Source organism: Enterobacter sp. Tr-810, assembly GCF_011752765.1.
GTDB lineage: Bacteria > Pseudomonadota > Gammaproteobacteria > Enterobacterales > Enterobacteriaceae > Enterobacter > Enterobacter soli.
The window spans coordinates 182,206-194,641 of record NZ_VWWW01000003.1; the positions used below are offsets into that span (position 1 = coordinate 182,206).

The following is a 12,436-nucleotide window of genomic DNA, read 5'->3' on the forward strand; positions in this document are numbered from 1 at the left end:
GTGTTATGCTTCAGTGGCAAAAAATAAGGGAGAGTGAGATGTCGCATACGGTTCGCCACAAGAAGATGTTATTGACCCGCCTGAAGAAAATTCAGGGGCAAAGTTCCGCACTGGAAAAAATGCTCAACAGCGATCATGAGTGCGCAGAGGTGCTTCAGCAGCTGGCGGCGATCCGCGGTGCGGTGAACGGCATGATGATGCAGGTGATCGAAGGGCACTTAACCGATCATGTGGTCAAAGAACCCGAAGAGGCGCAGCGCGAAGCCGATCTTGGCGTGGTTTTGCAGGTGATGAAATCCTATCTCAAATAGAGATTGCGCCTTATGTGTGCTCGAGGTTGTGCTCAGCCCAGAGTATAAATTCCAGTTTCGGGAGTGCCTTACTGTAATACCACCCCTGTCCGTACTGCACGCCGTGGCTGCGCAGCCACGTAAGCTGCCCCTGCGTTTCGATGCCTTCCGCCACCATCGCCAGATCAAGAGACTTCGCCATTTCAATGATATGCGGCGTCACGTTTTTGTACTCCAGCGCATCGACGAAGGATTTATCAATTTTGAGCGTGTCGACATCCAGATCCTGAAGATAGCTGAGGCTGGAATAGCCGGTTCCAAAATCATCAATGTAAATCGCGTGCCCGGAACGACGGAATGCCGCAATGGCCGGTGCGCTGATTTTCGGATCGGCAAAGCCGCGTTCGGTCAGTTCAAGGGCAATTTGCTGCGGGTGAACTCGCCACTGGTTCAACAGGCGGCTTAACAGTGGCGGCAGCTTACCGGACGTCAAATCGGCGGGGGCCAGGTTAACAGAGATATGCTGGCCTGGGTGCTGCTGTAACCAGCTTCCCATATCCTCGAAAACTTTCTCGAAAACCAACTGGGTTAATTGCGAAATAAGCCCGGTCTGCTCGGCCAGCGGCACAAAAATATCGGGTGAAAGGTGACTTCCGTCCGGCTGCGGCCAGCGCGTCAGCGCCTCGGCACCCACCAGTTTCCCACTGCCCAAAGCGATAATCGGCTGATAGTGAACGACAAATTCACGGCTGTTAATGGCGTCAAGCAGGCGATTTCCTGGCGACTGGATCCGGCGCAAGATACGCAGCACAAAAAGCGCGGCGATAAGGCTCACCAGAATGCCAAAAGGGAGCCAGAACAGAAGCTGCTGATGCCAGCTTTCATCGAGTGGTTTTAGCGTGGCCCAGGCGACAATGGTAAAGCCCAGATCGGGGACCGGCTTCGTAACATACATCGCGCCCTTGTATTGCAGATGTGTCACGCCCCGGTTTTCCAGGAGTTCACGGACGTGGGGATCAAGCGTGCTGCTGCTGGCAAAAACGCTGTTGCTGGCAACGCCTACCAGGGCGGCATCAACAGGGAGTGCGCCAAAAGGAATCACATCGACCAGCGAGGCGGGGTCGACCATCACCAGGTAATGCCCGTGTCCCAGCGCGGCCATGTAGCGATTAAATCCAAGATCGTTTTGCTGGGTCAGCCAGGCGTTATAGCCATCAGCAGTGATCCGCATCGGCGGTGGGAACGAAGAGGCGTTACTGGCTTGCTCAAGGGAAGAGCATAGCGGTTTCAGGTTATTGAGGTACATCACTTCCTGGATGTAGCGTGCAGAGAACGCTACCCGACGCATTTCGCGCATTTGCAGCGGGCTACAGGGAACGCCTTCGAAACTCTCTAATTGCTTCAGCGCATCTTTAGCCTGCTGAACAACCCTTTCCGTGCGAACCAACACGCGTGATGAATAGCTGTCCAGCGCGTCGATAAATTCATGTTCCGCCTGGCGGTGGGCCAGCCAGACGCTGAGACAAATGGGAACGAGCACGGAAAAGATCAGAATGCCGGTCACCAGGCTGACCAAATGTCGGGTTCTCATGCTGCTGTTTCCTTTCTCAGATGCCCGCTTCCGGGGCACAGAGTCTGCTCGCCAGAGGAGAAATATTTTATTGCGAAATGATATAGTTATAGCACGTGATGGGGATGGATTTCAGTCCAGCGAAGGCGAATCAGAAAAAAACAATGGCAGGATGAAGCATTGTGCGGGGTTGTTTTTGCAGCATGACTCGGATAGTATTTTGTTATGTTATAACAAAACATGAAGAGTCTACGATGAAACCCAATATCCACCCAGCCTATCGCACCGTCGTTTTCCACGACACCAGTGCCAATGAATATTTTAAAGTCGGTTCGACTATCAAAACCGATCGCGAAATTGAACTCGACGGTGAAACATTCCCGTATGTCACCATCGAGGTATCGTCAAAATCGCATCCGTACTACACCGGTAAGCAGAAGTCATTCTCAACCGAAGGCAGTGCGGCACGTTTCCGCCAGCGCTTTGGTGGCTTTCTTAACGCCAAACGAGGCTAATCATGCAGGTACTTAACTCACTACGCAGTGCAAAACAGCGCCATCCCGATTGCCAGATAGTCAAACGCAAAGGGCGCTTGTACGTTATTTGTAAGTCCAACCCACGTTTTAAAGCGGTGCAGGGACGTAAGAAAAAACGCTAAAAACGTGTTTCGCGCCAACTTTCCAGGGATCTTATCTGCTTGCCATCGGCGGTAAAATTGTCGGTGGCAAGCCAGCTCTGAAAAGCACACTCCAGGGCCTGCCACTCTTTATCAAGGATGGAAAACCAGTCGGTATCCCGGTTATGGCCTTTTACCACCAGCGCCTGACGAAAACGCCCTTCATACTGGAACCCCAGACGCAGTGCGGCGCGACGTGAGGGTTCGTTCAGGCTATTGCACTTCCACTCGTAACGGCGGTATCCCAGCTCGTCAAACACGTAACGCATCAGCAGGTATTGCGCTTCTGTGGACAACGGTGAGCGGCTCATGAGCGGTGAAAAATGCACATGCCCGACTTCCACCACGCCATTCTTAGGATCAATGCGCATCAGGGCCAGAGAGCCCACCGGCAACTGCGTTTGGTTGTCGATGACGGCGAAATGAATCGGGTCGGATAGCTCACATACGCTGGCAATCCACTGAGAATACTCAGCAACCGTTGTATCCGGTTCACGTAATAGCCAGGTCCAGCTGCGGGTGTCTTCAGCCTGCTGATAGGTGGTAAACAGCGCCCCGGCGTGCTCTACACGCAGCGGCTCAAGGCGGCAGTAACGGCCATTAAGTACCACTCTGTCCGGATGCTGGCGTGGCTGCCAGTCGACAAGTTCTTCCCCGATGGGTTGCCCAAACTGATTGAATGTATTCATGTTAATTTCCGTGGTGGTGTAAAGACATTCAGGTTATGAAATAACTGGTTCCTTAAAAAGAACCACCAGGATATGTTTTGTTGGTACCACGGAGGAGAGATGAATATACCTGGCGATGAATTTTATACCCTGATCCTGGATACGCTGAAAAAGCGCGGAGCAGAAACGCTGCAACGCGCGCTCTATCTCGCTTTGCGGGAGGCTATTTTGCACGGACGGCTGCAGGCGGAATCGCGATTGCCAGGCTCTCGCGTCATCGCGCGGCAGCTTGGGCTTTCACGTAACACGGTGAATGCCGCGCTGGAGCAGCTCACGCTTGAAGGCTATTTGCTGCGCAACCGACAGGGTACGCGGGTTGCACAGCTGGCAAAGCGCAATATTGCCCATCCGTCACCCGAGCCTGCCGTCGCGCTCGCAAAACGCGTTTCATTATTGCCTGTGCCTACGCCACGGGGAACGCCGGTTCCTGCATTTACTCCGGGAACGCCCGCCATTAACTATTTTCCACTGCCACTATGGCGGCGTTTATACGACAGGGTACTGCGGGAAGAGGGCAGTGCCCTATTGGGCTATGGGGATCCCGCAGGGGAGCTATCCTTGCGAGAGGCCATTGCCCGGCACCTTGCGTTATCACGCGGTATCACCTGCGATGCCAGCCAGATTGTCATCACCGAAGGCGCGCTCGAAGGCGTTAACCTTTGCACGTTGCTCCTGAGCGAACCCGGGGGTATCGCCTGGATTGAAGATCCCGGTTATGCAGGGGCAAAAAGCGCGTTCGCCAAAACAGGGCTCACGATGGTCGGGATGCCCGTTGATGATGAAGGGATGTGCTGGGAGGGGCAGCATTCAGACGCTCCCTCACTCATTTTTACTTCACCTTCACACCAGTTTCCTTATGGCAGTGTACTCAGCGCCCGTCGGCGTCTGGCGCTGCTGGAGCTGGCTCAGGCGCAAAAGGCGTGGATTGTGGAAGATGACTATGACAGTGAATTTCGCTACACCGGTGAGCCGGTTCCGGCTATGTCAGGCATGATAAAGCACGCGCCGGTGGTCTATCTGGGCACCTTCAGCAAAACGCTTTTTCCCTCGCTTCGTATTGGCTTTATGGTGTTACCCCCTGCGCTGGCGAAGGCGGCACAACCGGCAATTGGCGCATTGTTGCGCGGCGGGCATCGCGCGGAACAGCGTACTCTGGCGTTGTTTATTGAAGAGGGACATTATGCGCGACACCTTGCGGCAATGCGTCGACTTTATCGTAAACGGTACAGACAGTTACGTGAGGTGCTGAATGCTGAACTTAGCGTGGAGCACCGCGTTCTGGCAGGCGAGGGCGGAATGCATCTGACGGTGGCTATTGACGGGATTGATGATAAAGCCATTGTGCAGCAGGCAAGGGCTTTTCAGCTGGCACCTGCTGCATTGAGCGGATACTACCTTGATACAAATAAGGGGCAAACCGGCCTGGTATTAGGATACGGCAATACCTCTGCTTCTCAGTTCACGTCCGGTATCCGACGTTTACAACACCTGATTACGCTGCAACAGGGCGGGACAGCGTAAATACATCGTAGAATGAGAGTTCACCTTTGGTGGCGACCATTTTTTGCAGCTTCTCTTTTTGCCCGGAGTTTACGTCGGGTGAGTGGAGAATGCTGTCGATGAGCTCAGAGGGCACAAAGCGAGTGTTGTACCATTCGCCGTTATAGCAGACGCGAAAATCGAGTACATCGATATCTTCGTAACGATAACGAGGATTAACGTCGAAGAAGAAGAACGCGTTAAACACCACAAACAACACAACCAGAAGCCAGACCGAATCCACCAGGGTTTCGGAACGCAGCATCACAATCAGCGTGGCAAGCCAGGCGGCGTACATCGCAACAAACAGACCAGGATGCTTACGAATAAAGCTAATGCTAAAGCGCGGGCGATTGTCGCGCTTTTCGCGAATGTTCAGGTCGTCGATGGTGGCGGTGAGCAGGCGCTGTATCTCTGTCATTTTTTACCTTCATGAATTTTGAAAATACAGGGGATCTGCCTATTTTAGTGGAGCGGGTGGGGTGAAAAAAGTAACAGTTATGCGGGGAAAGATCATAACAGTTACCCGACACACCCTTACAGCATTTTGATGATTTTGGCGGGATTACCCCCGACGACCGAATTGGCGGGGACATCTTTCGTGACAACGGCCCCAGAGGCCACCACCACATTATCACCAATCGTCACGCCAGGGTTTATCACCGCACGCCCGCCGATCCAGACGTTATTACCGATGGTCACCGGCTTACCGTATTCAACACCGCTGTTGCGCTCGATGGCATCCAGCGGATGTGTTGCCGTATAGATGTGAACGCCCGGCGCGAGCATACAGTTATCACCAATATGGATTGGGCAGACGTCGAGCATCACGCAGTCAAAGTTAGCGTAAAACGCTGTGCCAAGATAGATATTGTAGCCGTAATCACAGCGGAAACTGGGCTCAATATAGGCCCCTTCGCTTTGTCCCAGTAATTCAGCCAGGATCGACTGCCGTTCTGGTTTGTCGTCTGGAGACGTGTGGTTGTAACGATGAACCAGCTGGCGGGCACGCAAGCGATCGGCCCGTAATGTATCGTCACCGGGACGGTAGTGTTCACCTGCAATCATCTTTTGCTTTTCTTCACTCATGGGAGCCTCACTGGAAAAATCGATCACCTACAGGGTAATGGTCATAAACCAGAATGGGAACGTTCCCGAAAAAGGAGTGTGATTACAGTCACAACATTGTTGCGGATAAGCACATTTGTTAAGGGGGCCTGTCCGGCTCACAGGGTTAGCAATACGAAAGGTGAATTCAGCTTAGAAAGTGGTGTTCAGTCTCAACGGTCAGCAGTTCGTGATTAACGTACAAACTTCCATACAGAAGAAGGGATTTTGTCATACAACTTATTCATGGTGAGTTCTGCAAGACGGTGGTCAGCCGCTGAATAAAATACAGCCAGTTCATTATCAGAAAGCTCGTATTTATTTTTTTCAATAACACGTTCAAGCGTGTCTATTGACTGACAACGTCGCAAACGCAGCAAATAATCGATTTTGGTTAATGGTTTATCAGACATAAAATTCACCTTAGTCATTGTAATAATTTTAACAGGATAAGCTAACAGGGTTCGCTCTGCTCACGTTGACGAAACAGCGGAATAGGCGGTTTCCCGATTTACGCCATTTTTGCAAATCCTGTGCGTTAATGCCGTAGCTGCTGAACAACATAAAGGTGTCATCCAGGTATTCGTCAATTTGCTCAATCAGTTTATTATCTTCATTGTACTTAATTTTATAATTAAGTGCGAAGGTCGCTATATGCTCTATCAACTCATTTAGCTGTAAATTGATGGCAGACGTTGGATCATTCACCCAGCCGTGGTTACTTTCATCGAGATTGGCAAGGCAGTCATGGTACAAGGATTCGCAGAGAAATTTCAACTGCGCGATATCATGCCTTTTTGGCGAGTACTCGTCCATAGCGCATCCCCTTCTGAGTGATTTCTTACTCACCGAGCATCAATGTCGGGATGGATACAACATACTTAGCCGCAACGTGCTGTGTTCCTGATATCTCTAACTATAAGCCACTCCGTTCAAGATTTCATCGCGCTATTACGAAAAATTACAATTAAAAAGCGAGTTTGCGAGCGTTTACGCAATAGTCTGGTTTGGACGTGATTTTTTTAACTTAATCAGACCTTGTCTTTTACGGCTTCCTTATGTTTCATCGAGTTAGCATTTACCTTCAAATGAAGTCCAGATTCGGATTTTCTGCAGCTTCGCGTCATTTATTAGGAATATTCCTAATAATCTAAGAGGCGAAATGAAATTAAAAAAACCATAAGCTCTTCGATTAAGTTAACGGTTAAATATGATATGCCTTATTAAGATGGCAGAAAATAAATAATCCGACAATAAGCGTAATTTATGATTTTTAGTGCGAATGAAAAAGGCCGCTAATGCGGCCTTTTTATCGGGTGAAACCGGTATCAGTGATGTTCTACTGAATGACTATGCTCAACATCTTCATTCTTACGGCTGAAGCGGCGACGAACCACCACGAAGAACACCGGTACGAAGAAGATAGCGAGAACGGTCGCGGTGACCATACCGCCCATTACACCTGTACCTACTGCGTTCTGCGCACCGGAGCCAGCACCAGAGCTGATAACCAGCGGCATAACGCCGAGGATAAACGCCAGAGACGTCATCAGGATTGGGCGCAGACGCATACGAACTGCATCAAGCGTCGCCTCAATCAGGCCTTTACCTTCTTTCTCCATCAAGTCTTTGGCGAATTCCACGATAAGTATCGCGTTCTTCGCCGACAAGCCAATGGTTGTCAGCAGGCCCACCTGGAAGTAAACGTCGTTAGTCAGACCACGGAACGTTGCGGCAAGCAGTGCGCCGATAACACCCAGTGGAACAACCAGCATAACGGAGAACGGAATCGACCAGCTCTCATAGAGCGCTGCCAGACACAAGAACACGACAATCAGTGAAATTGCGTACAGGGCAGGGGCCTGGTTACCGGACAGACGTTCCTGATAGGACATCCCCGTCCAGTCATAGCCAATACCCGAAGGCAGCTTGCTGGCCAGTTGCTCCATCATTGCCATCGCTTCACCGGTACTCTTGCCTTCAGCAGCCTGACCGAGGATTTCCATCGATGGCAGACCGTTGTAACGCTCCAGACGCGGTGAACCGTATTCCCAGTGCGACGTAGAGAAGGCGGCGAACGGTACCATCTGGCCGTTAGTGCCGCGTACGTACCAGTTATTGATATCGTTCGGCAACATACGGTATTGCGCTTCAGACATAACGTACACTTTCTTCACACGACCACGGTCGATGAAGTCGTTGACGTAGCTTCCGCCCCAGGCTGCACCCAGCGTGGTATTAATATCGCTGATGGAAACACCCAACGCCTGCGCTTTCTCTTGATCGATATCGACCTTGAACTGCGGCGTATCTTCCAGACCGTTCGGACGAACACCGACCAGCAGATCAGGATGTTTAGCAATTTCACCAAACAGCTGATTACGTGCCTGCGTCAGTTTTTCATGACCCAGACCAGCCTGGTCAATCAGCTGGAAGTCAAAGCCGGTAGCCGTACCCAGTTCGACGATTGCTGGCAGGTTAAAGGCGAAGACCATCGCATCTTTAATCTGCGCGAAGGTGCCCATCGCACGACCGGTGATGGCTTCAACCTTGTTCTCTTTACCAGGACGTTCTGACCAGTCTTTCAGAGAAACGAAGGCGATACCGGTGTTCTGACCACGACCCGCAAAGCCAAAGCCGTTAACCGCAAACACGGATTCAACGTTGTCTTTCTCTTTGGTGAGGTAGTAATCGGTCACTTCATCCAGCACTTTCTGGGTACGCTCTTGCGATGCACCCGCCGGAAGCTGCGCCATTGTCAGGAACACGCCCTGGTCTTCATCTGGCAGGAACGAGCTTGGCAGACGAACAAACAGGTAAGCCATGCCCACCACGATGATGATATACAGCACCAGGTAACGACCGGTACTGCGCAGGATGTTACCTACGCTGTCGGTGTAGTGGTGGGTGCTCTTATCAAACATGCGGTTAAACCAACCGAAGAAGCCTTTATGTTCGCCATGGCCGCCTTTTTGAACAGGCTTCAGCATGGTGGCGCAGAGTGCTGGCGTCAGAATCAACGCCACCAGGACTGACAGCGCCATCGCCGAAACGATGGTGATGGAGAACTGACGGTAGATAGCACCGGTGGAGCCACCGAAGAAGGCCATCGGGATAAATACCGCAGACAGCACCATTGCGATACCGACCAGCGCGCCCTGGATCTGCCCCATCGATTTACGGGTGGCTTCTTTCGGCGGTAGCCCTTCTTCGGCCATTACACGCTCGACGTTTTCTACCACCACGATGGCGTCATCCACGAGCAAGCCGATGGCCAGTACCATCCCGAACATCGTCAGGGTGTTTATCGAATAGCCAAATATCGACAGGATCGCAAAGGTCCCGAGCAGGACAACCGGTACGGCGATGGTTGGGATCAGCGTCGCACGGAAGTTTTGCAGGAACAGGTACATCACCAGGAATACCAGGATGATCGCCTCGACCAGCGTTTTAACCACTTCGTGAATCGAGATTTTTACGAACGGTGTGGTGTCATACGGGTAAACAATCTTCAGACCTGACGGGAAGAACGGTTCCATCTTCTTCAGTTCTGCACGGATAGCTGTCGCCGTGTCCAGGGCGTTTGCACCGGTGGCCAGTTTAATACCCAGACCCGAAGCCGGCTTGCCGTTAAACTTCGCCACGATGTCGTAGTTTTCACCACCCAGTTCGACTTTCGCCACGTCACGCAGGCGAACCTGTGAACCGTCCTGATTCACTTTCAGCAGAATTTTGCTGAATTCATCCGCTGAGGTCAGACGCGTTTGCGCGATGATGGATGCGTTAAGTTGCTGGCCTTTCACCGGTGGCGTACCACCTAACTGACCGGCTGCAACCTGGGCGTTCTGCGCTTTGATGGCGCTGATAACGTCGACAGGCGTTAACTGGAAGTTATTCAGTTTATTCGGGTCCATCCAGATACGCATCGCGTACTGAGAACCGAACAGCTGAACGTCACCCACACCAGAAGTACGGCTGATAGCATCCTTCATGTTGGCGCCCACGTAGTCGGAGATATCCTCCTGGGTCATGGTGCCGTTGGTGTTGATAACGCCGACAACCATCAGGAAGCTACTGGACGATTTCTCGACGCTCACACCCTGCTGTTGTACTTCCTGTGGCAGCAGCGGCATTGCCAGCTGCAATTTGTTCTGTACCTGAACCTGGGCGATATCCGCATCAGTACCTGACTGGAAGGTCAGGGTGATTTGAACCGTACCGGTTGAGTCACTGTTTGAGGACATGTACATCAGGTTATCGATACCGTTCATGTTCTGTTCGATAACCTGAGTCACGGTGTCCTGCACCGTTTTGGCATCAGCCCCAGGGTAGGTCGCGGTGATTGAAACGGCTGGTGGCGCAATCGTTGGATATTGCGCGACCGGCAGCTTCAGGATCGCCAGACCCCCTGCAAGCATGATGATAATGGCAATCACCCACGCAAATATGGGGCGATCGATAAAGAAATTAGGCATGTCTTAACGGCTCCTGTTTAAGTTAAGACTTGGTTTGTTCTGACTGACCGTCGGCTGCGGCTTTTTGTTGAGTGTCAGAAGCGACTTCCTGTGCTTTTACCTGTGCGCCAGGACGTACTTTTTGCAAACCAGTGACAATCACGCGATCGCCATCTTTCAGACCTTCCGTTACCAGCCATTTGTCGCCAATCGCCTGCGCTGCAGTGATATTGCGCGTTTCGACTTTGTCATCTGCACCCACAACCAGCGCGCTCGCATCGCCACGTGGCGTACGGGTCACACCCTGTTGCGGAACCAGAATCGCGGTTGGGTTGGTCCCTTCTTCCAGACGTGCGCGAACGAACATACCCGGTAAAAGGGTGTGGTCAGGGTTCGGGAAAATAGCACGCAGGGTGATGGAACCGGTGGTCTGATCAACGGTGACGTCGGAAAACTCAAGTGTACCCGCCTGCGGGAATTTAATGCCGTCACTGGTGACCAGCTCTACTTTCGCCTTACCGTTTTCCTGTTTCAGCGTACCGTTTGCCAGCTCTTGTTTCAGGCGCAGGAAATCGTTGCTGGATTGGGTAACGTCAACGTAGATAGGATCAAGCTGCTGCACGGTGGCCAGCGCAGTAGTTTGCCCGTTCTGGACCAGCGCGCCTTCCGTAACGGAAGACTTACCAATACGACCGCTAATTGGTGAGGTCACTTTGGTATACGCCAGGTTGATACGTGCAGTTTCAACGGCAGCTTTAGCCGCGACGACGGCTGCATTAGTCTGTTGTGCATCGGCCAAGGCAGTATCGTAATCCTGTTGACTAATGTACTGAGTACCAAGCAGTTTTTTGTAACGATTCAGCGTCAGCTGCGAAATTTTCGCTGCGGCTTCGGCTTTAGCCAGATCGCCTTTTGCGCTCTCGTAAGCGGCCTGATAGGTTGCTGGATCAATCTGATACAGAGAAACACCAGCTTCAACGTCACCACCCTCGGTGAAGTTACGTTTCAGGATGATACCGCTCACCTGAGGACGAACTTCGGCAACGCGATAAGCGCTGGTACGACCGGGCAATTCTGTTGTTATCTGGAGAGGTTCGGACTTGAGCGTCACCACACCCACTTCTGGTGTCTGATGAGCGCCTTGTTGAGCCTGTTTCTCGTCACATCCTGTTAGCGCTAAGCTGCCTGAGAGCATCAGAACGACCGCCAGAGGCGTTAACCCTCTGTTTTTGTTCATATGTAAACCTCGAGTGTCCGATTTCAAATTGATCAAGGGTCCTGAGTCTAAAAACCCATTGCTGCGTTTATATTATCGTCATGCTATGGTACATACATTCATAAATGTATGTAAATCTGACTCCTGTAAATTCACTGACGCATGGCACGAAAAACCAAACAACAAGCACTTGAAACTCGTCAACACATACTTGATGTGGCTATGCGTTTGTTCTCTCAGCAAGGTGTGTCTTCAACCTCACTGGCGCAGATTGCTCAGGCCGCCGGTGTGACGCGGGGAGCGATTTACTGGCATTTTAAAGACAAGTCAGATCTGTTTAGTGAAATCTGGGAGCTTTCAGAATCTAGCATTAGTGATCTAGAGACTGAGTATCGGGCAAAATTCCCCGACGATCCACTCTCAGTATTGAGAGAAATTTTAGTATATATCCTTGAAGCAACAGTCGTTGAAGAACGCCGCCGGTTAATGATGGAAATTATTTTCCATAAATGCGAATTCGTTGGCGAAATGGCGGTTGTCCAGCAGGCGCAACGAAGTCTGAGTCTGGAAAGCTATGACCGTATAGAATATACGCTAAATCAATGTATTCAGGCAAAAATGTTACCTGCCAATTTGCTCACCCGTCGGGCCGCTATCCTGATGCGCGCTTACATTTCGGGTCTGATGGAAAACTGGCTTTTCTCTCCCCAGTCATTTGATTTAAAAAAAGAAGCACGCGATTACGTCGTGATTTTTCTTGAGATGTGTCAGCTTAGCCCAACGCTTCGCGGTGAAACAACGTCCCTGTCGGCTTAAGTCATCCCAGGAATTCTCCCAGAGGTTACGGTTCGCGCTA

The 12,436-nt window shown here is 51.4% G+C and carries 13 protein-coding genes; 5 read left to right on the top strand and 8 right to left on the bottom strand.

The genetic code is table 11. From position 1 onward, the window contains the following. The first annotated feature begins 38 nt into the window (after positions 1–38). Positions 39–311 (top strand): metal/formaldehyde-sensitive transcriptional repressor, encoded by a 273-nt coding sequence (locus F3J30_RS10975; protein ID WP_014069150.1) that lies wholly within the window; start codon positions 39–41, stop codon positions 309–311. 10 nt (positions 312–321) lie between these two features. On the opposite strand, the gene F3J30_RS10980 is transcribed toward F3J30_RS10975, so the two are convergent. Beyond that, the gene (locus tag F3J30_RS10980; protein ID WP_166717261.1) at positions 322–1,881 is read right to left on the bottom strand and encodes an EAL domain-containing protein; all 1,560 of its coding nucleotides are present in this window, start codon (positions 1,879–1,881) and stop codon (positions 322–324) included. A gap of 233 nt (positions 1,882–2,114) precedes the next feature. On the opposite strand from F3J30_RS10980, the gene F3J30_RS10985 reads away from it, so the two are divergent. Next, positions 2,115–2,375, top strand: a complete 261-nt coding sequence (locus F3J30_RS10985) for a type B 50S ribosomal protein L31 (protein ID WP_166717262.1) — start codon at positions 2,115–2,117, stop codon at positions 2,373–2,375. A 2-nt stretch (positions 2,376–2,377) separates the two neighbouring features. Beyond that, positions 2,378–2,518: a type B 50S ribosomal protein L36 gene (ykgO, locus tag F3J30_RS10990; protein ID WP_006818844.1), complete on the top strand. Its 141-nt coding sequence runs from the start codon at positions 2,378–2,380 to the stop codon at positions 2,516–2,518. Here ykgO and F3J30_RS10995 read toward each other — a convergent pair. After that, positions 2,515–3,225 (bottom strand): GNAT family protein, encoded by a 711-nt coding sequence (locus tag F3J30_RS10995; RefSeq protein WP_166717263.1) that lies wholly within the window; start codon positions 3,223–3,225, stop codon positions 2,515–2,517. The two genes, ykgO and F3J30_RS10995, sit on opposite strands and share 4 nt — an antisense overlap. Positions 3,226–3,324: 99 nt before the next feature. Here F3J30_RS10995 and F3J30_RS11000 point away from each other — a divergent pair, with 99 nt between their 5' ends. Next, positions 3,325–4,785, top strand: a complete 1,461-nt coding sequence (locus tag F3J30_RS11000) for a PLP-dependent aminotransferase family protein (protein WP_166717264.1) — start codon at positions 3,325–3,327, stop codon at positions 4,783–4,785. Here the strand turns inward: F3J30_RS11000 and F3J30_RS11005 are convergent. The 6 genes from F3J30_RS11005 to acrA form a co-directional block, all read right to left on the bottom strand. Then, positions 4,757–5,224, bottom strand: coding sequence for a YlaC family protein (locus F3J30_RS11005; RefSeq protein ID WP_166717265.1), 468 nt, complete (start codon positions 5,222–5,224; stop codon positions 4,757–4,759). The genes F3J30_RS11000 and F3J30_RS11005 overlap by 29 nt on opposite strands. A 116-nt stretch (positions 5,225–5,340) precedes the next feature. Next, a complete protein-coding gene (gene maa / locus F3J30_RS11010) occupies positions 5,341–5,892 on the bottom strand; it encodes a maltose O-acetyltransferase (protein ID WP_166717266.1) in 552 nt (183 codons plus the stop codon). Positions 5,893–6,104: 212 nt separating this feature from the next. After that, the gene (locus F3J30_RS11015; protein WP_014069157.1) at positions 6,105–6,323 is read right to left on the bottom strand and encodes an HHA domain-containing protein; all 219 of its coding nucleotides are present in this window, start codon (positions 6,321–6,323) and stop codon (positions 6,105–6,107) included. 28 nt (positions 6,324–6,351) lie between these two features. Continuing rightward, complete coding sequence (gene tomB / locus F3J30_RS11020; protein WP_008499288.1) at positions 6,352–6,726, bottom strand: Hha toxicity modulator TomB; 375 nt, start codon at positions 6,724–6,726, stop codon at positions 6,352–6,354. Between the two features lie 512 nt (positions 6,727–7,238). Next, entirely contained in the window at positions 7,239–10,385 is a 3,147-nt protein-coding gene (acrB, locus tag F3J30_RS11025; RefSeq protein ID WP_166717267.1) for a multidrug efflux RND transporter permease subunit AcrB, read from the bottom strand. A gap of 22 nt (positions 10,386–10,407) precedes the next feature. Continuing rightward, positions 10,408–11,601 (bottom strand): multidrug efflux RND transporter periplasmic adaptor subunit AcrA, encoded by a 1,194-nt coding sequence (gene acrA, locus F3J30_RS11030; protein ID WP_014069159.1) that lies wholly within the window; start codon positions 11,599–11,601, stop codon positions 10,408–10,410. A gap of 141 nt (positions 11,602–11,742) precedes the next feature. Between acrA and acrR the strand changes: the two genes are divergently transcribed. Next, positions 11,743–12,396 (top strand): multidrug efflux transporter transcriptional repressor AcrR, encoded by a 654-nt coding sequence (acrR, locus tag F3J30_RS11035; RefSeq protein WP_014069160.1) that lies wholly within the window; start codon positions 11,743–11,745, stop codon positions 12,394–12,396. The last annotated feature ends 40 nt before the right edge of the window (positions 12,397–12,436 follow it).

Excerpts from the sequence above, each read along its gene's own strand:
- F3J30_RS10975 (WP_014069150.1), top strand. The coding sequence starts at position 39 with ATGTCGCATACGGTTCGCCACAAGAAGATGTTATTGACCCGCCTGAAG.
- F3J30_RS10980 (WP_166717261.1), bottom strand. The coding sequence starts at position 1,881 with ATGAGAACCCGACATTTGGTCAGCCTGGTGACCGGCATTCTGATCTTT.
- F3J30_RS10985 (WP_166717262.1), top strand. The coding sequence starts at position 2,115 with ATGAAACCCAATATCCACCCAGCCTATCGCACCGTCGTTTTCCACGAC.
- ykgO (WP_006818844.1), top strand. The coding sequence starts at position 2,378 with ATGCAGGTACTTAACTCACTACGCAGTGCAAAACAGCGCCATCCCGAT.
- F3J30_RS10995 (WP_166717263.1), bottom strand. The coding sequence starts at position 3,225 with ATGAATACATTCAATCAGTTTGGGCAACCCATCGGGGAAGAACTTGTC.
- F3J30_RS11000 (WP_166717264.1), top strand. The coding sequence starts at position 3,325 with ATGAATATACCTGGCGATGAATTTTATACCCTGATCCTGGATACGCTG.
- F3J30_RS11005 (WP_166717265.1), bottom strand. The coding sequence starts at position 5,224 with ATGACAGAGATACAGCGCCTGCTCACCGCCACCATCGACGACCTGAAC.
- maa (WP_166717266.1), bottom strand. The coding sequence starts at position 5,892 with ATGAGTGAAGAAAAGCAAAAGATGATTGCAGGTGAACACTACCGTCCC.
- F3J30_RS11015 (WP_014069157.1), bottom strand. The coding sequence starts at position 6,323 with ATGTCTGATAAACCATTAACCAAAATCGATTATTTGCTGCGTTTGCGA.
- tomB (WP_008499288.1), bottom strand. The coding sequence starts at position 6,726 with ATGGACGAGTACTCGCCAAAAAGGCATGATATCGCGCAGTTGAAATTT.
- acrB (WP_166717267.1), bottom strand. The coding sequence starts at position 10,385 with ATGCCTAATTTCTTTATCGATCGCCCCATATTTGCGTGGGTGATTGCC.
- acrA (WP_014069159.1), bottom strand. The coding sequence starts at position 11,601 with ATGAACAAAAACAGAGGGTTAACGCCTCTGGCGGTCGTTCTGATGCTC.
- acrR (WP_014069160.1), top strand. The coding sequence starts at position 11,743 with ATGGCACGAAAAACCAAACAACAAGCACTTGAAACTCGTCAACACATA.